A 20,771-nucleotide genomic window follows, 5' to 3' on the forward strand; every position below is an offset into this window, starting at 1 on the left:
CCTTGCCAGATCACCAAGCAAACGACCGTATGATTAAGGCAAGTCCAGCGGCAGGTCAATCTGCTATACGCACGCCCCATGAAAAACGGGCCGCCATGGCGACCCGTTATTGCTACCCGTGCAAGTCTGCTCAGGCATTGAGATTTTTGTAGACAATCTCGTAGACATCATTGGACAAGGGCGCGGCCAACAGACGCTCCAGCTCGGCCTTCATCAGTGCCTGACGGCCCGGCTCCAGCTTCTTCCAGCGATTGAAGGCACGCACGATGCGGCTGGCTACTTGCGGATTGATGGCATCCAGCGCCAGCACCTGGTCTGCCAGGAAGCGGTAGCCGCTACCATCGGCAGCATGGAAATGCACCATATTATTGCTAAAGCTGCCAATCAGCGCCCGTGCCTTGTTGGGGTTTTTCAAGGTAAAGGCCGGATGCTCCATGGCGGCTTTGACATGATCCAGCGTGCCTTCCAGCTGGCTGGAAGCCACCAGCATGAAGAACTTGTCCATCACCAGCGCATCATGCTGCCAGCGGGCGGCGAAGTCGGTATAGCATTCGTCGCGTTCTTCGCCGTCATGATCGCGCAGCGCCAGCATGGCTCCCATCTGGTCTGACATATTGTCAGCTTCCAGAGCCTGCTTGCGGGCGGCCTCAGCCGGCCAGGCCACGCTCAAGCGGGTGAGCATCTGCAAGGCACGGTTTTTCAGGTCGCGTCGGCCAGCGTCTTCCGGCTTGTATTCACGGGTCTGGTTCAGGTGATAAGCCTCATGCCACTCGCCACGCAGCGCCTCGGCCAACTGGTCCAGCACAAAATCACGCACCTGATGAATGACTGCCGGGTTGGCCAGTTCCACCATTTCCAGCATTTCTGCTTCCGACGGCAAGCCCAGCATCATGGCCTTGAAGGCCGGATCGGCCACCGGATCTTTCAACACCGCACGGAAGGCTGTGACAAAGGTCTCGGGCAAGCTCAGTGCACGGCCCTGCGCCGCAGCTTCGATCAACTGGCGGAACAGCCGCTCGGCCAGGGTCTGACCGGCTTCCCAGCGGCAGAAGCTGTCGCTGTCGTTGGCCATGAGGAAGGCTAGCTGTTCATCGCGCCAGTCGTACTCCAGCCGAACCGGCGCGGAGAAACCGCGCAACAGCGAAGGCACCGGTTCTTCCGGCACATCAACGAACACAAATGTCTGACTGGCCTGCTTGATATCCAGCACACGCGTGCCAGGCTGTGCCTGCTCCTCGCCTTCCAGCTGCAGCGGCAGATCCTTGCCATCACTGCCTACCAGCCCCAGTGCCAGGGGAATGTGCAGCGGCTGTGGTGCGGGCTGGCCGCTGATGGCCCGGCAGGACTGGGCAACGGTCAATTCATAGCGCCGCGCTGCGGCATCGTAATGGCTGCTGACTTGCAGCAGCGGCGTGCCCGCCTGGCTATACCACAGGGCAAACTGGCCGAGATCGACAGCATTGGCATCGGCCATGGCCGCACGGAAATCATCGCAGCTTACCGCCTGGCCATCGTGGCGCTTGAAGTACAGATCCATGCCCTTGCGGAAACCAGACTCACCCAACAGGGTGTGATACATGCGCACCACTTCCGCGCCTTTTTCATACACCGTCATGGTGTAGAAATTGTTCATCTCGATATAGGAATCGGGACGAATCGGATGCGCGGTTGGGCCGGCATCTTCCGGGAACTGCAAGGCACGCAGGCTTTTGACATCGTCGATGCGCTTGACGCCACGGCTGCCCAGATCAGAGCTGAACTCCTGATCGCGGAATACCGTCAGCCCCTCTTTCAGCGACAGCTGGAACCAGTCGCGGCAGGTGACACGGTTACCGGTCCAGTTATGGAAATATTCGTGGGCAATGATGGCTTCCACGCGCTGGAACTCCGCATCGGTACGGGTATCCTTGCGCGCCAGTACCGCCGAGGTATTGAAGATGTTGAGGCCCTTGTTTTCCATGGCCCCCATATTGAAATCGCTGACCGCCACGATCATGTAGATGTCCAGATCGTATTCCAGGCCAAAGCGCTGCTCGTCCCACTTCATGGCGCGCTTGACCGCCCCCATGGCAAAGGCAACTTTGTCCTGGTCGGCCGGCTCGGTCCAGATTTCCAGCGCGACAGCGCGGCCGCGCTGGGTGATGAATTTGTCACGCGCGGCCACCAGCTTGCCGGCCACCAGGGCAAACAGGTAGGACGGCTTGCGATAGGGGTCGACCCATTTAACCCAGTGGCGCTTCTTGTCCAGCACGCCCTCCCCCACCTTGTTGCCATTGGACAGCAGCACCGGAAACTTCTGCTTGTCGGCAACGATGGTGGTGGTGAACTTGGCCATCACATCTGGACGGTCCATATAAAAGGTGATCTTGCGAAAGCCTTCCGGCTCGCACTGGGTAAACAGATTGCCTTTGGAGGCATACAAGCCCATCAGGCTGGTATTGGTCGCCGGTTCAAGCTCGGTTTCCACTTCCAGGATAAAGCTGTCGGGCACGGCAGGAATCAGCACACCGTCGGCCGCCAACTGATAAGCAGAGGCATCCAGCCGCTCGCCATCCAGCGTCAGGCTGAGCAGCCGGGCCGAACCGTCCAGCCACAGCGCGCTGGCAGCAGCAGACTTGTCATTGCGCTTGACCACCATACGCGAGTGCACACGCGTCTGTGCGTCCTCGATATCAAACTTCAAATCCACCCGATCCACCAGGTAAGGGGGAACGGTATAGTCTTTCAGATAGTTGACTTGAGGCTGCTGCGCCATGTTCTTCTCTCTATTAGTAGTCGTTGCCGGCTTGATCCGGTCTTGCTCATGGACCGGGCGGGATCGCCGCCCCGGTCCGGTTATGGGTGCACTATCCAGTGGCTGAATGCCTTAGCCACGCAGCCAGCCGGCCTCCTCGCCCAGCAGCTGCAAACGGCAGCATGTCCGTGGCACGGCTTGCAAACTGACATCCCGCACCAGCAGCTCATCGCGGCGGAACAGATGCAGGGTCACGGTTTCCCCCACGCCATAGCGTGCCAGCATCTTGTCCAGATCAGCCACTTTCAGGCCATCCAGTGCAATCAGTATGTCTCCGCCAGCCAGACCAGCCTGCTGTGCTGCGCTGCCATCCAGTACGTTGACCAGCCGCAGGCCCAGCGGGTCCGCAGCGGTCTTCACGCCAAGGCTGGCACGTGGCCGACGGTCTGCTGCCACCGGGCCGACACCCCCTGCATCGCCGGCATGATCCGCGTAGTCCCAGCACATGTCCAGCCCCTGCGTTGCCAACAAGTTGGCCAAGGGCAGATCTGCCGTGGAGCGCAAGGCGCTGTCGAAGAAGGCCTGCAAGTCCAGGCCGGTGACCTTCTGGGCAATCTGCTCCCACTCGTCTTCCGCCAGCCCCTGGCCATCGGCCTGCCACTTTTGCCACAAGGCACGCATCACGTCATCCAGCGACTGGCGGCCATCCCTCTGCTGGCGGATGGTCAGATCCAGCGCCAGCGCCGCCAGCGAGCCCTTGGTGTAGTAGCTGACGATGCTGTTGGGGCTGTTTTCATCCTGGCGATAGTATTTGGTCCAGGCATCAAAGCTGGATTCTTCCAGCGTCTGCTTGAGGCGACCGGCACCGCGCTCGACTCCGCTGATGGTCTGCGCCAGCAGGCCAAGATAGCGCTTGCTGTCGATCAGGCCGCAGCGCAGCAGAGTCAGATCATCGTAATAGGAGGTAATGCCCTCGAATGCCCACAGCAGGCGAGTATAGCCCTCGCGGCTCAGGTCATAAGGGCTGAAGGCAGCGGGTTTTATCCGTTTTACATTCCAGCTGTGGAAGTATTCATGGCTGATCAGTCCCAGCAGCTTGAGGTAGCCATCCGAGATCGCTTCATCTGCCGCTTGCGGCAAATCGTCGCGGTTGGCGACCAAGGCAGTCGAGGCGCGATGCTCCAGCCCGCCGTAGATGTCTTTGCCGACATACAGCATGAAAACATAGCGATCAAAAGGTGCGGGGGTGCCGAACAGCTTGATTTGGTGTTCACAGATTTTCTTGGTGTCGCGCGCCAGGCGCTTGAGGTCGCCACGGAAACGCCCGGACACCACAAACTGGTGCGGCACGCCGCAGGCCTTGAAGCTGACCGACTGAAACGCCCCCAGCTCCACCGGGTGATCCAGCAGCTCATCGTAATCGCCGGCACGGTACACGCCGAAACCATTGCGGTCGGTCTCCAGCGCCGGCAGGCTGCTGGCTACTTTCCAGTCAGCGAATGCCTTGCCCTTGGGCGCTCGGATCTCCACCGTGCAGGCTACCGACTCGTATCCCTCTACCGCCAGGAAAACGCTGCTGGCATTGAAGAAGCCACGCTCTTCATCCAGATAAGCACCCCGCACTGACAGATCATAGGCGTAGACCTGATACACCAGCGTCAGGCTGCCGGCCACCGGCTCGGCCTGCCAAGTGTGTTTGTCCAGCTTGCATAGCCCAACCTCTTTGCCAGCACTGCTCGCTTGAATGCTGACGATATGACGGGAAAACTCACGGATCAGATAACTGCCGGGAATCCACGCCGGCAAGGTAAACACTTGCCCCTTCTTGGCGGGCTTGGCAACCTTGAGCGTAATCTCGAAGCAATGGCTTTGCGGTGAGCACGGACGGATGGAATAGTGAACTGGGGCGGTCATGATCTGCCTGAAGATGGGGCGGAAACAGCAGATTTTAGCACCGGGTCCATACAGTCGTCGTGGCCGATGGCGATTTGACCTAAGTCAAGGGCTTGCACTGACATGACAATATAATCCCCAGTAAGCGGCATCAGGTGTTCAGCACCTGCGGCCCGCTCGCTTGAAATCAAGAAAATGGTGGACGTAAAAATCCCGCGAGCATACTAATCAACTGGCCCGTCATGGGTATTTGCTTTAGAATGCCTCGCTGAATAAATGGGGAAAAAGCGTGTGTCTGACATGATTTGCCAAGTTTTTTTGGCAGCAAATTGTCAGCACGGGTCAAACGCTTTACTAATCTGAAAATGATCAGATTCCCCTGCGGCTTTCCTGTCAACTACAGCTTGGGGCAGTGGGCAGGAAATCAAGTCGCCATGGTTTGTCACGTTCTAAGTTAGCAACCTTGGAGAAAACCCTAAATGGAAACGCAATCCACTTATAACTATAAGGTGGTGCGCCAGTTTGCCATCATGACCGTAGTCTGGGGCATTGTAGGCATGCTGGTGGGCGTCATCATTGCGGCCCAATTGGTGTGGCCGGAGCTCAATTTTGGGCCCTGGTTCCACTTTGGTCGTTTGCGCCCGCTGCACACCAACGCCGTGATTTTCGCCTTTGGCGGTTGCGGCCTGTTTGCCACTTCCTACTACGTCGTGCAGCGCACCTGTAACGTACGACTCATCTCGGACAAGCTTGCCGCCTTTACCTTCTGGGCCTGGCAGCTGATCATCGTCCTTGCTGCCATCACCCTGCCGCTGGGTTATACCTTCGGCAAGGAATACGCCGAACTGGAATGGCCGATCAAACTGATGATCGCCGTGACCTGGGTGGTGTATGCCATCGTATTCTTCGGCACCATCGCCATCCGCAAGGTAAAGCACATCTATGTAGCCAACTGGTTCTATGGTGCCTTTATCCTGGCGGTAGCCCTGCTGCACATCGTCAACAGCGCCTTCGTACCGGTCTCCCTGACCAAGTCCTACTCCGTGTACGCCGGTGCCGTGGATGCCATGGTGCAATGGTGGTATGGCCATAACGCCGTAGGCTTCTTCCTGACCGCCGCCTTCCTGGGCATGATGTACTACTTCGTTCCGAAGCAGGCTGGCCGTCCGGTTTACTCCTATCGTCTGTCCGTGGTGCACTTCTGGGCGCTGATCTTCACCTATATGTGGGCTGGTCCTCACCACCTGCACTACACCGCGCTGCCTGACTGGACCCAATCCATCGGCATGGTGTTCTCCCTGGTGCTGCTGGCTCCGAGCTGGGGTGGCATGATCAACGGCATCATGACCCTGTCCGGTGCCTGGCATAAGCTGCGTACCGATCCGGTACTGAAGTTCCTGGTGGTTTCCCTGTCCTTCTACGGTATGTCCACCTTCGAAGGCCCGATGATGTCCATCAAGACCGTCAACGCCCTGTCGCACTACACTGACTGGACCATCGGTCACGTGCACTCCGGCGCCCTGGGCTGGGTAGGCTTCATCACCATCGGTTCCATGTACTACCTGCTGCCGCGTCTGTTTGGCCGCGAGTCCATGCACAGCGTGAAACTGATCGAAGCTCACTTCTGGCTGGCTACCGTAGGCGTGGTGCTGTACATCGCCGCACTGTGGATCTCGGGTGTGACCCAAGGCCTGATGTGGCGCGCCCTGAATGCCGACGGCACCCTGACTTACGCCTTTGTTGAAGCCGTGAAAGCAACGTACCCCTACCACTTCGTACGTTTCCTGGGTGGTACGCTGTACCTGAGCGGTATGCTGCTGATGGCCTACAACACCTTCCGCACCGTAGCTGGTGGCCGCGCTGTTGACGCCAAGATCCCGGCTGTTAACGCATCGGCTCACGCTTAAGCGGATAAAGGTAGAAGAACATGGAAAAGATCCAGAAACTGATTGAAGAACACGTAGGCTATCTCATCGTGTTCACGCTGATCGTGATCAGCTTTGCCGGCCTGGTAGAAATCCTGCCGCTGGCATTCCAGAAGTCCACGACCCAGCCGGTAGCAGGCGTCAAGCCCTATACCGCACTGCAACTGGCTGGCCGTGACATCTACATCCGTGAAGGCTGCTACAACTGCCACTCCCAGATGATCCGTCCCTTCCGCGCCGAAACCGAGCGCTATGGTCACTACTCCGTTGCGGGCGAGTCGGTCTACGACCACCCCTTCCAGTGGGGCTCCAAGCGTACCGGTCCGGACCTGGCTCGTGTAGGCGGTCGCTATTCCGACGAATGGCACCGTGTTCACCTGACCAATCCGCGTGACGTGGTACCGGAATCCAACATGCCGGCCTTCCCGTGGCTGTCCAAGAACCTGGCTGACGCCGAAATCATGCCGAAGAAAATGGAAGCGCTGCGCAGCGTAGGCGTTCCCTATACCGACAAGGATATCGCCGAAGCCAAGGCTCAGGTCGAAGGCAAGTCGGAAATGGATGCCCTGATTGCATACCTGCAGGGCTTGGGTCTTGCACTGAAGAACGTTCGCTAAGTCATGGACTGGGTAACGATTGGGCGCTCTGCCTTCACCGTAATGTGCTTCACCTTCTTTATTCTGGTGTTGTTCATTGCCTACAGCAGGCGCTCAAAGAACCGGTACGATGAAGCGGCCAATGTGCCCTTTCTCGACGACGACAAGGTGCAGGAGGCCGATAACCATGAGTCGGCTTCTAACGGAGCAAAACAATGAGTGATTTCGTAAGCGATTTCTGGGGCATCTGGATCACGGCCATCGTGGTTGCAGGTTTTGTTGGCCTGTCCCTGCTGTTGTTCACCCAATCCAAGACCACGGTCAACAAGGGTGAGCAGGTCAAGACCATGGGTCATGTATGGGATGGCGATCTGGAGGAGTACAACCATCCTCTGCCGCGCTGGTGGATGCTGATGTTCTACATCACGCTGATCTTCGGTGCCTGCTATCTGGTGCTCTACCCGGGCCTGGGCAAATGGCAAGGTATTCGTGGCTGGACTTCCGTTGGTCAGTACAAGGAAGAACGCGCACAAGCCGAAGCCAAATACCAGCCCCTGTACGACAACTACCTGAAACAGGATCTGAAGGCCGTTGCGGCTGATCCCAAGGCACAGGAAATGGGCAAGCGCCTGTTCCAGACCTACTGCGTACAGTGCCACGGCTCTGATGCACGCGGAGCCAAGGGCTTCCCGAACCTGACCGACAACGACTGGCTGTGGGGTGGCGATGCGAAAACCATCGAAACCACCATTCAGGCTGGTCGCCATGGCCAGATGCCGGCTTGGGGTGCTGCACTGGGTGAAGAGAAGGTCAAGGATGCCGCCAACTACGTGATGTCGCTGTCCGGCAAGAAGCATGATGCCGAACGCGCCAGCCGTGGCAAGGAAACCTTTGCCACCATCTGCGCGGCCTGCCACGGCCCGGATGGCAAGGGTAACCAGCAACTGGGTGCACCTAACCTGACCGACAACATCTGGCTGTATGGTGGTACTGAAAAGACCATCATCGAGACCATCACCAATGGTCGCAACAACCAGATGCCGGCCTGGAAGGACTTCCTGGGCGATGGCAAGGTTCACTTGCTGGCAGCCTATGTATGGGGCCTGTCCAACAACGCCAAGGCGCAGTAAGCCTTAGCTGACATACTGCCCGCGCAAGCGGGCAGTATGCTTTATGACAATTAATATATAATTCGGTATAATGAAAAAGCTGGCAAGAGGCTTGCGCAAAGTCCATGTTGAGAGTGAACTTTGCGAAATCCTCTTCAGGGAAACACCATGTCTGATTCGCTCAAAGATATACCGGTCAAAGTAGAACACACTCCCCCCTCCCACAAGGCCGCTCCGGAAACCGTGTCCTTGTACGAGGCACAAAAAAAGATCTACCCGCGTAGCGTCAAAGGGATCTTCAACAACTGGCGTATTCTTTTCGTACTCGGCACCCAACTGGCCTTCCTGGGCCTGCCCTGGCTGACCTGGAATGGCCGGCAGGCGCTGTTCTTCGACATGGTGAACCGCAAGTTCTATATCTTTGGCCTGACCATCTGGCCGCAGGACTTCGTTTACCTCGCCGCCCTGCTCATGAGCTGTGCCTTTGGTCTGTTTGTCTGGACCACCATTGCCGGCCGCCTGTGGTGTGGCTACTCCTGTCCGCAAACCGTCTACACCGAGATCATGCTGTGGATTGAGCAATGGGTGGAAGGCGACCGCAACAAGCGCATCAAGCTGGACAATGCCCCGATGAGCCTGCGCAAGATCAGGCTCAAACTCACCAAACACGCATTGATGATTCTGTTCTGCCTGTGGACCGGCTTCTCGCTGGTGGGTTATTTCACCCCCATCCGCGATCTGGTCAAGGCCATGCCCACCTTCGACTATGGCCCGTGGGAAAGCTTCTGGATCTTCTTCTATGCCGGATTCACCTACCTGCTGGCCGGCTTCATGCGCGAGCAAGTGTGCAAGTATATGTGCCCCTATGCCCGCTTCCAGAGCGTGATGTTCGATGCCGACACCCTGATCATCTCCTATGACGAAGCCCGTGGTGAACCGCGTGGTGCCCGCAAAAAAGGCGTCGACTTCAAGCAGCAAGGCCTCGGTTCCTGCGTCAACTGCGGCATCTGCGTACAGGTCTGCCCGGTTGGCATCGACATTCGCAACGGCCTGCAATACGAATGCATCGGCTGTGCCGCCTGTATCGATGCCTGTGACGAAGTGATGGACAAGGTGGGCTACCCGCGCGGCCTGATCCGTTACACCACGGAAAACGCGCTGGAAGGCAAATACCCGGAAAAAGACATCGTCAAACACCTGCGCCGCCCGCGTGTGATCATGTACACGGTGGTGCTGCTGATTGTATTGGGTGCTGCACTGGGTTCACTGGCCATGCGCAAACCCTTCAAGGTGGACATCTTGCGTGACCGTGCCTCGCTGGTGAAAGAGACCGATGCCGGCCTGCTGGAAAATGCCTATACCATCAAGATCATCAACACCACAGAACGCGATCAAGAGTTTAAAATCTCGGTAGACGGCATGCCCGACCTGAAGCTGCAAAGCGACAGCAAGCACCTCAAGGTGAAGGCAACTGAAACCGAAAGCTTCGGTGTTCGCGTGCAGGCCGATCCCCAGGTTGCCACCAAGGGCAGCCACGAGATCCACTTCAAGGTAGAAACGGTCAGCAGCCCGGTTCTGCATGTGGAAGAAAAATCCAGCTTCATCGGAGAGTAAGTCATGCAACTGAGCAGTCCTGTTTCCCGCCCCTGGTATAAAGAGCCCTGGGTATGGTTTTTGATCAGCTTTCCACTGGCTGCCGTCATCGTCGGTTCGCTTTACATCACCACCGCCATCAAGACCGATGATGGCCTGGTAACCGACGACTACTACAACAAGGGCAAGGCCATCAATATGGAACTGCGTCGCAACACGGCCGCAGCCGCCATGGGCATTACGGCCCAGGTCATGTTCAGCAGCGATGGCCGCAGCGTCACCGTCAACACCACCAGCAAGCAGGCCCTGCCGGATGTGCTGATCCTGAAGCTGATTCACCCGGCGCAGGATGATTACGACGTGGCCGCCGACATGCACAAGATTGCCGCCAATCAGTACAGCGGCAGCTTTGCCAAGGATCTGGTCAAGGCCAATCACTGGTATGCACAGCTGGAAGACAAGGGCAATCAGTGGCGGGTACAGGCGGAATGGAAGCCGGAACAAGGCCCGGTGGTGATGCTGGGCAAACCCAAGCTGGAGGCCGTGGAATGATGGGCCGTAGCACACGGCGTAGCTTGCTGGCAGCCGGCCTGCTGGCCGTGCTGGCTGGCTGTGCCAGCCATGGCTATCAGCCGCAATACCTCAACGGCAGCGTGGTGCTCAAAGCACCGTCGTTGAAGCTGCCGCTGGCCACCACACTGGTCCGGGTACGACTGCTGGACGACAATGGCCAGGCTGATGCGCCGGCACGTCTGCTGGCAGAGCAGACACTGGAAAAGCCCAAAGCCTTCCCGCTGGCCTTCTCGCTGTGCTATGACAAGCACGCCATCCAAAGTGGCGGCAGTTACAGCCTGCAGGCCCAGGTGTATGTCGACGGTGAACTGCGACTGCAAAACACCAGCCGGGTCAATGCTTTCAGCAGCGGCATGCCACAGCTGCAAGTGGAATTGATCAAGTAGGCTCGACTAGCCACACCAAGAAAATGGCTGCCAATGGCAGCCATTTTTTATTGCGATAGCGATCAGGCCAGCGGCTTCAACCGGGCCATGAAATGACGCAGGATGGGCGGTTCATATTCAAAGGTCAGGCCACGCATGCTGGCGGCACGCTGTTTGACTTCGATCAGGCAGTCGGCGATGTAGTCCATGTGGTCGTTGGTATACACCCGGCGCGGAATGGTCAGCCGCAGCAGTTCCAGCGGAGAGGCTTCCTGCTCGCCGGTTTGCGGATTGCGCCCCAGCAGCAGCGAACCGATCTCCACCCCGCGTACCCCACCCTCCAGATACAGCTCACACGCCAGTACATGTGCCGGAAACTGTGCAGCCGGAATATGCGGCAGCAGGCGCTTGGCATCGACAAACACCGCATGGCCACCAGTCGGGTACTGGATGGGCACACCACCTTCGCGCAGCCGTTCGCCCAGATACTCCACCTGGCCGATGCGATAGGTCAGATATGCCGGATCAAGCCCCTCTTTCAAGCCAATGGCCAGCGCCTCCATATCGCGGCCGGCCAGGCCACCGTAGGTAACAAAGCCCTCCATCGGCACACAGCGTACCTGCACCGCACGGAAGAGATCGGCATCGTCCTTGAAGCAGCACAGGCCACCGATATTCACCAGTCCGTCTTTCTTGGCCGACATGGTCAGCATGTCACCATAGCCAAACATTTCCATCACGATGGCTTCAATGGACTGACCGGCGTAGTCCGGATCGCGCTGACGGATAAACCAGGCATTTTCGGCAAAACGGGCCGCATCGATAATCACCGGGATGCCATGCTGGCGCGCCAGCGCACTGGCCGCACGCATATTCGGCATGGAAACCGGCTGGCCGCCGGCGCTATTGCAGGTCACCGTAATGATCAGCCCGGCAATATTCTCGGCCCCTTCGCTGGCAATGACCTCGGCCAGACGCGGCAGGTCGAAATCCCCTTTCCAGTCATAAGCGGTTTCGGTATCCAGCGCGTGCGGCGTCAGCACATTGATGGCACGGGCACCGGCAATTTCGACATGCGCCTTGGTGGTATCAAAATGGTAATTGGAAATAAACACCGGCTGGCTGCCACGGCAGCGCTTGACCAATTCGGGGAACAGAATCTGCTCCGCACCACGGCCCTGGTGCGTAGGAATGGTGTGCTGATAGCCGAACAACTCCCTGACGGTATCGGCCAGATGAAAATAATTGCGGCTGCCGGCATAGGCCTCGTCTCCCATCATCAACCCGGCCCATTGCCGGTCTGACATGGCACCGGTGCCGCTATCGGTCAGCAGGTCGATATAGACATCTTCGCCACGCAACAGGAAAGGGTTCCAGCCTGCCTCGGCCAGTGCGCTACGGCGATATTCAGGGGTGGTTTGTTTGATCGGTTCAACCATTTTGATGCGGAACGGTTCAGGAATGCGACGTGCCATGCGTGATACTCCCTGCCCTGGCCGCATGCATAAGCCACAGACGACTACCCGCCAGGGCAGTGATCTGGACGCAACAAGGCCAAAGCTGTCAATTCAGAATATAAAGAATGAATGCAACAGAACGTAGCTGGCGCGGAGCCGCTACGTGGGGAGATCAACGACGGGGGAAGTCGTAGGCCAGCACGATATCGAGAGTAAACCAGTTTTTCGGCAGGCTGCCGTGGTTGGCAGCCGCCCGGTTCAAGCATGCCAACGTGTTCATGCAACAACACCTTAGTAAAAATCAGAGCCGGATGGCGGAGCCAGATTACTACCAGCCATTGCGGCCGGCAAGAAAATTGTCAACCGGCCACCCAGACAGCTTCACCGGCATCCGGCCGGTACTGCGCCAGCACTCAGCGCACGATCACCGTATCCGGCAGCTCATTAGCGTGCGGCCCATGTGCCGGAGCATGCACGATGAGCAGAGCATGAATGCGCCACAAGCCCTGCTGCAAACCATCCATATAATCACCCACCGCAAACGACTGCTGCATGCCGGCGCAAATGTCCTGCCAGGCTTGTGCTGGCACCCGGCGGTCTATGCCACGGTCGGCAATGATTTCGATGCGCCGCTCTGCCAGCAGGACATACACCAGCACCCCACTATTGTGCTCGGTATCCCAGATACGCAACTGGCCAAACCATTGCAAGGCGCGCTCACGCGCTGTCATGCCGTGCAAGGCCAGCTGCCAGTCCAGTGCCGACTCCAGCACAAAGCGCAGCTGTCCGGCATGTTCGCGCTCGGACAAGGCAATCTGCTGCTCCAGTTGCTGCACACTGGCTTGCGGAAACAATCGCCGAGCCTGCCAGCCGGTGCTGCGCAGGTTTTGCCATGCTTTTTTCCAATGCCTCATCACCAGTTCCCCGAAGCACCACCGCCACCAAAATCACCACCGCCGCCCGACCAGCCGCCGCCACTGCGGCCACCGCCACCGCCCCAGCCTCCTCCGCCGCCGCCTCCCAACACAATGCCGTGACTGCCCAGCAACAGGGCAAATACCGCAGCCAGCACGCCGGAGAGCAAAGCCAGCAACACGCCGCCGCCCAGTAACAAGGTCAGCACGATGGCTGCACAACCGGCAATAAAGCTACCGATCAGCCGGCCAAACATCCGGGTGAGCACACCACCGCCAAACAGGGCGATAAAGCCCAGCAGGGGAAGATTGTCCTCGATGCTGCCGGCAGCATGGGTCGTGGATTTGGGGGGAGGCAAAGCTTCACCCTTGATCAGGCCCTCGATCTGCCCGACCGCCAGCATGATGCCCTCCAGCCTTTGCCCTGCCTGCAATTTGGGTTTGAGCGTGTCCTGCAGAATGCGCTTTGCCACTGCGTCCGGAATCGGCCCTTCCAGCCCACGCCCCACCAGCAGCTGTGTCTGGTGTTCATTGGCCACGATCAGCAACAACACACCATCATCCACACCCTTGCGGCCCAGCTTCCAGCTTTCCATCACACGAGTGCCGTAATCGAAGGGCGTCTCCGGGGCGATGCTCGGCACGATCAGCACCGCCAGCTGGCTACCCTGCTGCTGGTGAAAATCGAGCAATTGCTGCTTGAGCTGCTGCTGTTCGCTCGCGCTCAGGAAACCCGCCGTATCAATCAAGGGCGCGCTGGGCGCAGGCAAGGGCTGCTGTGCCAAGGCAAGTGATCCCAGCACAAGCGAGCCCAGCACAGCAGTGCATAGCCATAACAAACACCAGAACAGGGGCCGCATGTTTACTGCCCGGCCGAAGCAGGCTGACCGAAGCTCACGGCCGGCGCTGCCGCAATGGCTTTCTCGTTCTCCACGGTAAAGTTCGGCCGTGTTTTCAGGCCGAAGGCCATGGCCGTCAGGTTGCCGGGGAAAGTACGCACCGTGCTGTTATACGACTGGATGGCATCGATATAGCGTTTGCGCGCCAGCGCAATACGGTTTTCCGTGCCCTCCAGCTGGGCCTGCAAATCACGGAAGGCACCGTCGGCTTTCAACTGCGGATAGTTTTCCGACACTACCAGCAAGCGCGATAGCGCCGAGCCCAGCTGCTGTTGCGCCGCTGCGTAATCATTCAGCTTTTTCGGGTCGGTCGCGGTACTGGCATCCAGCTGGATGCTGCCCACCCGCGAGCGCGCTGCCGTCACTTGGGTCAGCACGTCTTTTTCATGGCTGGCGTAGCCTTTCACCGTGTTGACCAGATTGGGGATCAGGTCGGCCCGGCGCTGGTACTGGTTGACGACTTCCGACCAGGCCGCATTGGCAGCCTCGTCCTGGGTCTGCATGGTGTTGTAGCCGCAGCCGGTCAGGCCAGACAGCAGCAACAGGGTGATCAGCCACTTTTTCAGCATGAAATTTCCTTTCGATTGAAATACTTGCCTAATATCAAACATAGAATATTCGAATAACCTTATAATCACCAACAAGAGCAGTAATCCGCAAATAAATCTTCCACAACTGTAGATTTTGTCGCTACTATCGCCGCCTGCCAGAAAAACTGGCAATAAAACACTACAACACGTCACCGCAGAGTGACTTCCCCAGCTACACAAGGAAATCTTTATGACCTCCAGATCCCACCCCAAAGGGCTGTACCTGCTCTTTGTCACGGAGATGTGGGAGCGCTTCAGCTACTACGGCATGCGCGCCATCTTTGTCCTGTTCATGATCAAGGCCCTGATGTTCGACAAGGCACACGCCGCCGACATCTATGGTACCTATACCGGGCTGGTTTATCTTACACCGCTGATCGGCGGTTATATCGCCGACCGCTACTGGGGTAATCGCCGCTCCATTCTGGCTGGCGGCGTGCTGATGGCTTGTGGCCAGTTCATGCTGTTCTTCTCTGGCAACCTGCACGACAGCAATGTACCGATGGCTTCCTGGCTGCTGTACGGTGGCCTGGGCCTGCTGATTGCCGGCAATGGCCTGTTCAAGCCGAATATTTCCTCCATGGTGGGCCAGCTGTATGCACCGGACGACAAGCGGGTGGATTCGGCCTTTACCATTTTCTACATGGGCATCAATGCCGGTTCGCTGATGGCCCCGCTGATCTGCGGCACGCTGGGCGACACCGGTCATCCGGGCGACTTCAAATGGGGCTTCATGGCAGCGGGCTTCGGCATGCTGCTGAGCCTGCTGGTATTCAGCCTGTTCAAGAACAAATACCTGGTCACCCCAGAGGGCAAACCCATCGGCATGGCACCGGCACGTCACCACGCCAGCGGTGAAAAAGTGGTGCATGCACCGCTGACCCGGGTGGAAAAAGAGCGTCTGGCCGTCATCCTGATCGTGTCAGCCTTTGTCATCTTCTTCTGGTCCGCCTTCGAACAGGCCGGTGCCTCGCTCACCTTCTTTGCCGAAGAACAGACCAATCGCAGCCTGCTGGGCTTTACCGTCCCCGCCTCTTACTTCCAGTCGATCAACCCGATCTCGGTCGTGATCTTCGCCCCCTTGTTCGCCATGCTGTGGACCATGCTGGGCAAGCAGGGCCGCGAGCCGACCTCGCCGGTCAAGATGGCCTGCGGCCTGCTGTTCCTGGCGATTGGCTATCTGGTCATCGCCTTTGGCGTGGATGGGCTGGAACCCGGCGTCAAGGTCAGCATGCTGTGGCTGGTCAGCCTCTATATGCTGCACACCTTTGGTGAGCTGTGCCTGTCGCCCATCGGCCTGTCGCTGGTGGTCAAATTGTCGCCCGCACGCTTTACCAGCCTGATGATGGGTATCTGGTTCCTGTCCAATGCCGCCGCCAACAAGCTGGCCGGCACACTGTCCGAACTCTATCCGGACCCGACCAAGCCGGCCCCGCACCTGCTGGGCTACAGCATCAACAATCTGCATGACTTTTTCATGGTGTTCGTCGCCATGGCGGGGGTCGGTTCGCTGATTCTGTTCCTGCTGTCGAGCAAGCTGAAGAAAATGATGCACGGCCTGCAGTAAATCCATGCTGGGCCAAGCTGGCCTGCCATCTTGAAACGCCGCCTCAGGGCGGCGTTTTTGCATGGGCGGACGGCGGCGCTTAAGACTAAAACAAGGCGGGCATGGTAAGCTGTGCGGGTTTTTTCCGACTTCCCCGGCCGCCCTGCGGCGTGCTGACTGGACTACATGAGACCGTCCTCCGATACCCGCTGGCAGCGATTTGCCACCTATGCACTGTTTGCCCTGCTGCTGATTCGCCTGCTGGCGATGTGGGCCATTCCACTGACCGACACCACCGAAGCGCGCTACGCCGAAATCGCCCGCAAGATGCTGGAAACTGGCAACTGGGTCACGCTGTGGCACGACTACGGCATACCGTTCTGGGCCAAACCGCCGCTATCCACCTGGACCTCGGCCGCCAGCATGGGGCTATTCGGTGTGAATCCGCTTGCCGCCCGCCTGCCCGCATTACTGCTGTCACTGGCGGTACTGTGGCTGGTGGCCGATGCCGCCCGTCAGCGCCTGGGGCGCGATGCGGCACTCGCCTCTATCCTGATTCTGGCCGGCAGCCTGCTGTTCTTCGGTGCGGCCGGCACCGTCATGACCGATCCGGCTCTGATGTTCTGCGTGGCACTGTCCCAACTAGCCTTCTGGCATGCCATGCAAGGACGCGGCAAGCTGTGGAACTACCTGTTTTTCGTTGGCCTTGGTCTGGGCCTGCTGGCCAAGGGACCGCTGGCCATCGTACTGGTCGGCATGCCGATTTTTGTCTGGACCTTGCTGCGTAATGACTGGAAAGCCCTGTGGCAGCGCCTGCCGTGGATCAGCGGCAGCCTGCTGATGCTGGCCATTGCCCTGCCCTGGTATCTGCTGGCGGAATACCGCACTCCCGGCTTTCTCAATTACTTCATCATGGGCGAGCATGTCAGCCGCTTTCTCGACCCCGGCTGGAAGGGCGACAAGTACGGCTATGCCCACGCGACGCCGCGCGGCATGATCTGGCTGTACTGGCTGGGGGCGATCTTCCCGTGGTCGCTGGCCATGCTGGTCTGGCTGGCACGCCATGGCAAGCAGGCACTCGGCCTGAGCAAGGATGGCGACGGCTGGCGGCTGTATGTGCTGCTGTGGAGCCTGATGACGCTGCTGTTCTTCACCATCTCCGGCAATATCATCTTCCCCTATCCGCTGCCCATGCTGCCAGGTTGTGCCTTGCTGTTTGCCACGCTGTGGCAAGCTGGACGCCAGCCACAACAGGGCAGCAGCCTGCCCTGGCTGGCACTGGCCTCCGGGCTGCTGTTGCTGATTGCTGTCGGCCTGCAATGGAGCCAGGGGCAACGTTACTTCCGCACCCAGCAGCAGGTCATCACAGCCTGGCAGCAGCAACACCCGGCTGCCGGCAGCAAGCTGATCTACTGGGATAGCCGCCGCGAGTTTTCAGCCGAGTTCTACAGCGAGGGCAAGGTGGTCACCACCAACAAGCCGGCTGAGCTACTGCAGCTGCTGGCCGCCCCGCACAACCGCTTCATCGTCACCGAGCAGCGCGATCTGCCCAGCCTTCCGGCTGCTGTGGCCGCCCGCTTCCAGCCGGTGGCCAGCTTTGAAGTGATGAAAGACCACATGTTGCTGTTACGCGCCAAGGGCGCCGACGCCACACCATGACAAGCCAGGAGACGCCGATGACCGCTACGCCACCCCGCGCCTTCGTACCACCTTATCTGCTGCAGCAGCGCGCCGCAGACCGCCCGGCCGACCCGCTGGTCAGCTGCATCTTGCCGGCTTACAACGAGAGCGAAAACATCGTTCCCATGCTGCAGACCCTGCATGGCTTGCTGAGCGAGGCCGGCTTTCGCCATGAATTCATCGTGGTGGATGACGGCAGCCGCGACGACACCGTACAGCAGGTGATGAGCCAGATTGAACTACTGCCGGTCACCCTGCTGCAGCTGTCCCGCAATTTCGGCAAGGAACTGGCGCTCACCGCCGGCATCGACCATGCCCACGGCGATGTGGCGGTGCTGATCGACAGCGATTTCCAGCATCCGCCGGAAATGGTGCCGGAGTTCCTGCGACAATGGCGCGCCGGCTACGACATGGTCTATAGCGTGCGCTCCAGTCGCGATAACGAAACCCTGGGCAAGCGGCTGTTTACCCGCGTGTTCTATACCCTGCTCAACAGCGGGGCGCGGCACAAGATTCCGGAAAACACCCAGGACTTCCGTGTAATGGACCGCTGCGTGCTGGATGCCCTGCGCCAGATGCCGGAGCGCAACCGCTTCATGAAGGGCCTGTATAACTGGGTAGGCTTTACCCAGTTGCCGGTGGAAACCCATACCGAGGAACGCCGGGCCGGCAAGAGCAGCTTCAACTTCTTCAGCCTGCTCAATCTGGGGCTGACCGGTCTGACCGCCTTCTCCAATGTACCGCTGCGGATATGGACGCTGATTGGCAGCGCCATCTCGCTGGCCTCCATTCTGTATGCCAGCTGGGAGCTGATTCACACCCTGCTGTTCGGTAACGACCAGCCAGGCTGGCCGACGCTGGCCGTGGCCATTTCCTTTCTTGGCGGGGTGCAGCTGCTGTCCATCGGCATTCTGGGCGAGTACATCGGCCGCATCTTCAGCGAAGTGAAGCAGCGCCCCATTTATCTGCTCAGCCGCGTCAGCCGCGCCGAACAGGACAAGCCATGAAGCGCGAGCTGTTCTGGTTTGGCGTGGTCGGCGTCAGTGCCATGCTGGTGCATTTCCTGCTGGTGGCCTGCCTGCTGGTACCCGCCGGCCTGCCGCCGCTGCTGGCCAATATTGTCGCCTTTCTGCTGGCCTTCCAGATCAGCTACTGGGGACATCGCCATAAAACCTTCGAAGCCGGCCATGTGCCGCATCGCCAGGCCTTGCCACGCTTCTTCATGGTGTCCTGCCTCAGCTTTGCCCTGAACGAAGCCATGTATTTCCTGCTCTTGCACTTTACTGCGCTGGATTACCGTATCGCCTTGCTGATCGTGCTGGGCAGCGTGGCCGTGTTCACCTTTGTCCTGAGCAAGCTGTGGGCTTTCTCGGGCAAGGCACAGCCGGCATGAGCACACGTCGCCTCACCCTGTGTGCGGATGACTTCGCCCAGTCACCGGCCATCAGCCAGGGCATTCTCGACCTGCTGCAGGCTGGCCGGCTGTCGGCCACCAGCGTGATGACGCAGTCGCCGCACTGGCCCGGCCTCGCCGCGCCACTGTCCGAGCTGCAGCAGCAAGCCGACATCGGCCTGCATTTCAATCTCACCCATGATTTCGCCCGCGAGCGGCAGCTGATCAAGCCCTTGTCGCACTGGCTGCTGCTCAGCCAGCTGCGCTGCCTGCCGTATCAGACCTTGCTGGACAGCCTGCTGCAACAGATCGACCTGTTCAGCCAGCACTTTGGACGCCTGCCGGACTTTATCGATGGCCACCAGCATGTGCATGCGCTGCCGGTAGTGCGCGACGCCCTGTTCGCTGCCATCGCCCTGCGCTGGACAGACAGCCGCAAGCCCTATCTGCGCGCACCGGACCACTTGGGCCATCCCGGCGACAGCCGTCTGAAGGCTGTGGTATTGCAAATGGTATGTCGCGGCTTTGCCCAGGCGGCTAGCCAGCACGGGCTGGTGTGCAATCGCTGGTTTGCCGGCTTGTATGCGCTACAAGCGGAAGCCGGTTTTGCCACGCTGATGCAGCAATGGCTGAACGCCTGCCCGGATGGTGGCCTGATGATGTGTCACCCCGGCCTGCCGGCAGACGATGCCAGCGACCGGATCGCCGCTGCCCGTGCTGTGGAATACTGCCATCTGGGCAGCACAGCTTTTGCCGATGCCTGCCGCGAAGCGGGTGTACAGCTGGGGAAATTCAGGAATTAAAGCCGGGGCCAGGCCAGCGCCCACGGAGTAGCGACCTCGCGGGCCATGCAGGCCTGCAAGGCCGGGCTGACAAACTGCTCACCCTGCTCCGGCGGGCAGACAAAGGCGAAATCGTCGCCATCAAGACTGAAGCGCAGCGCATAGGCATGCAGATAACCACGATCTGCCGCGCTGCCGCCATACAGGGTGTCTCCCAGAATCGGTGCCGATTGCGATTTCAGCGCCACGCGCAGCTGATGGGTCTTGCCACTATGTGGCCGCAACAGGAACAGGCGCAGACCGGGCTGTACCGAAAAGCTGAAAAACTGGGTAATCGCCGGATTGGCCTGACTGCCCAGCAGCCGCCACGCCCCACCACGGCCCTTGTCCATATCGCCCTTGATCAGCCCCTGTTTTTTCTGCGGCTTGCGATCTGACAGCGCCAGATAATATTTCTCCACCTGATGCGCGGCAAAGGCTGCCCCCAGTTGGCTGGCCACCTCACTGGAACGGGCAAGCAGGATCAGCCCCGAGGTAATGCGATCCAGCCGGTGCACCGGCCACAGCGCCTCGTCCTGCAAGGCCGACCGCACGCCCTCCAGCAGGCCGGCCTCTTCGCCCTCGCGATGAAAGCTGACGCCGGCATGCTTGTTGATCAGGTAAAAACGTGGGTCGGTATGCAGCAGGGTAAACATGGCCAGAAACACCAGCAGGACAAAGCC

At 59.2% G+C, this 20,771-nt stretch carries 19 protein-coding genes; 12 read left to right on the forward strand and 7 right to left on the reverse strand.

The genetic code is table 11. The features are described 5' to 3' along the window. Positions 1-130: 130 nt before the first annotated feature. Positions 131-2,755 (reverse strand): aminopeptidase N, encoded by a 2,625-nt coding sequence (gene pepN, locus DBR44_RS05650; RefSeq protein ID WP_124642878.1) that lies wholly within the window; start codon positions 2,753-2,755, stop codon positions 131-133. 111 nt (positions 2,756-2,866) lie between these two features. Next, positions 2,867-4,648, reverse strand: coding sequence for a M61 family metallopeptidase (locus DBR44_RS05655; RefSeq protein ID WP_124642880.1), 1,782 nt, complete (start codon positions 4,646-4,648; stop codon positions 2,867-2,869). Positions 4,649-5,106: 458 nt separating this feature from the next. On the opposite strand from DBR44_RS05655, the gene ccoN reads away from it, so the two are divergent. From ccoN to DBR44_RS05690, 7 genes are all read left to right on the forward strand, one after another. Next, positions 5,107-6,534, forward strand: a complete 1,428-nt coding sequence (gene ccoN / locus DBR44_RS05660; protein WP_124642882.1) for a cytochrome-c oxidase, cbb3-type subunit I — start codon at positions 5,107-5,109, stop codon at positions 6,532-6,534. A gap of 20 nt (positions 6,535-6,554) precedes the next feature. Continuing rightward, entirely contained in the window at positions 6,555-7,169 is a 615-nt protein-coding gene (ccoO, locus tag DBR44_RS05665) for a cytochrome-c oxidase, cbb3-type subunit II (RefSeq protein WP_059285217.1), read from the forward strand. Positions 7,170-7,172: 3 nt separating this feature from the next. Further along, positions 7,173-7,367, forward strand: a complete 195-nt coding sequence (locus DBR44_RS05670; protein ID WP_045845631.1) for a CcoQ/FixQ family Cbb3-type cytochrome c oxidase assembly chaperone — start codon at positions 7,173-7,175, stop codon at positions 7,365-7,367. After that, on the forward strand, positions 7,364-8,278 hold the full coding sequence (ccoP, locus tag DBR44_RS05675; RefSeq protein WP_124642884.1) for a cytochrome-c oxidase, cbb3-type subunit III: 915 nt from the start codon (positions 7,364-7,366) through the stop codon (positions 8,276-8,278). The genes DBR44_RS05670 and ccoP overlap by 4 nt, the downstream gene beginning before the upstream one ends. Before the next feature lie 147 nt (positions 8,279-8,425). Beyond that, positions 8,426-9,871 (forward strand): cytochrome c oxidase accessory protein CcoG, encoded by a 1,446-nt coding sequence (ccoG, locus tag DBR44_RS05680; protein WP_124642886.1) that lies wholly within the window; start codon positions 8,426-8,428, stop codon positions 9,869-9,871. A gap of 3 nt (positions 9,872-9,874) precedes the next feature. Beyond that, positions 9,875-10,402, forward strand: a complete 528-nt coding sequence (locus tag DBR44_RS05685; protein WP_124642888.1) for a FixH family protein — start codon at positions 9,875-9,877, stop codon at positions 10,400-10,402. After that, positions 10,399-10,809 carry a YbaY family lipoprotein gene (locus tag DBR44_RS05690; RefSeq protein ID WP_158613563.1) on the forward strand — a complete coding sequence of 137 codons (411 nt, stop codon included), beginning with the start codon at positions 10,399-10,401 and terminating at the stop codon, positions 10,807-10,809. The genes DBR44_RS05685 and DBR44_RS05690 overlap by 4 nt, the downstream gene beginning before the upstream one ends. 62 nt (positions 10,810-10,871) lie before the next feature. On the opposite strand, the gene DBR44_RS05695 is transcribed toward DBR44_RS05690, so the two are convergent. The 4 genes from DBR44_RS05695 to DBR44_RS05710 form a co-directional block, all read right to left on the reverse strand. After that, positions 10,872-12,263 carry a tryptophanase gene (locus DBR44_RS05695; protein ID WP_124642892.1) on the reverse strand — a complete coding sequence of 464 codons (1,392 nt, stop codon included), beginning with the start codon at positions 12,261-12,263 and terminating at the stop codon, positions 10,872-10,874. 395 nt (positions 12,264-12,658) lie between these two features. Next, positions 12,659-13,159 carry a TPM domain-containing protein gene (locus tag DBR44_RS05700; RefSeq protein ID WP_124642894.1) on the reverse strand — a complete coding sequence of 167 codons (501 nt, stop codon included), beginning with the start codon at positions 13,157-13,159 and terminating at the stop codon, positions 12,659-12,661. Beyond that, positions 13,159-13,962, reverse strand: a complete 804-nt coding sequence (locus DBR44_RS05705) for a YgcG family protein (protein WP_233578386.1) — start codon at positions 13,960-13,962, stop codon at positions 13,159-13,161. The genes DBR44_RS05700 and DBR44_RS05705 overlap by 1 nt, the downstream gene beginning before the upstream one ends. A gap of 59 nt (positions 13,963-14,021) precedes the next feature. Further along, positions 14,022-14,627, reverse strand: coding sequence for a LemA family protein (locus DBR44_RS05710; RefSeq protein WP_124642898.1), 606 nt, complete (start codon positions 14,625-14,627; stop codon positions 14,022-14,024). Positions 14,628-14,838: 211 nt separating this feature from the next. Here DBR44_RS05710 and DBR44_RS05715 point away from each other — a divergent pair, with 211 nt between their 5' ends. The 5 genes from DBR44_RS05715 (at position 14,839) to DBR44_RS05735 (ending at position 20,070) form a co-directional block, all read left to right on the forward strand. Then, positions 14,839-16,215 carry a peptide MFS transporter gene (locus tag DBR44_RS05715; protein ID WP_124642900.1) on the forward strand — a complete coding sequence of 459 codons (1,377 nt, stop codon included), beginning with the start codon at positions 14,839-14,841 and terminating at the stop codon, positions 16,213-16,215. A gap of 165 nt (positions 16,216-16,380) precedes the next feature. Next, entirely contained in the window at positions 16,381-17,853 is a 1,473-nt protein-coding gene (locus tag DBR44_RS05720; protein WP_124642902.1) for a glycosyltransferase family 39 protein, read from the forward strand. A gap of 17 nt (positions 17,854-17,870) precedes the next feature. Next, positions 17,871-18,881: a glycosyltransferase family 2 protein gene (locus DBR44_RS05725; protein ID WP_124642903.1), complete on the forward strand. Its 1,011-nt coding sequence runs from the start codon at positions 17,871-17,873 to the stop codon at positions 18,879-18,881. Further along, entirely contained in the window at positions 18,878-19,267 is a 390-nt protein-coding gene (locus DBR44_RS05730) for a GtrA family protein (RefSeq protein WP_124642905.1), read from the forward strand. Before DBR44_RS05725 ends, DBR44_RS05730 begins: the two co-directional genes overlap by 4 nt. Further along, positions 19,264-20,070 (forward strand): ChbG/HpnK family deacetylase, encoded by an 807-nt coding sequence (locus DBR44_RS05735; protein ID WP_124642907.1) that lies wholly within the window; start codon positions 19,264-19,266, stop codon positions 20,068-20,070. Before DBR44_RS05730 ends, DBR44_RS05735 begins: the two co-directional genes overlap by 4 nt. Here DBR44_RS05735 and DBR44_RS05740 read toward each other — a convergent pair. Next, a complete protein-coding gene (locus tag DBR44_RS05740; protein ID WP_124642909.1) occupies positions 20,067-20,744 on the reverse strand; it encodes a TIGR01621 family pseudouridine synthase in 678 nt (225 codons plus the stop codon). The two genes, DBR44_RS05735 and DBR44_RS05740, sit on opposite strands and share 4 nt — an antisense overlap. Between the last annotated feature and the right edge of the window lie 27 nt (positions 20,745-20,771).

The sequence above is a fragment of the Aquitalea sp. FJL05 genome (assembly GCF_003852595.1).
GTDB lineage: Bacteria > Pseudomonadota > Gammaproteobacteria > Burkholderiales > Chromobacteriaceae > Aquitalea > Aquitalea aquatilis.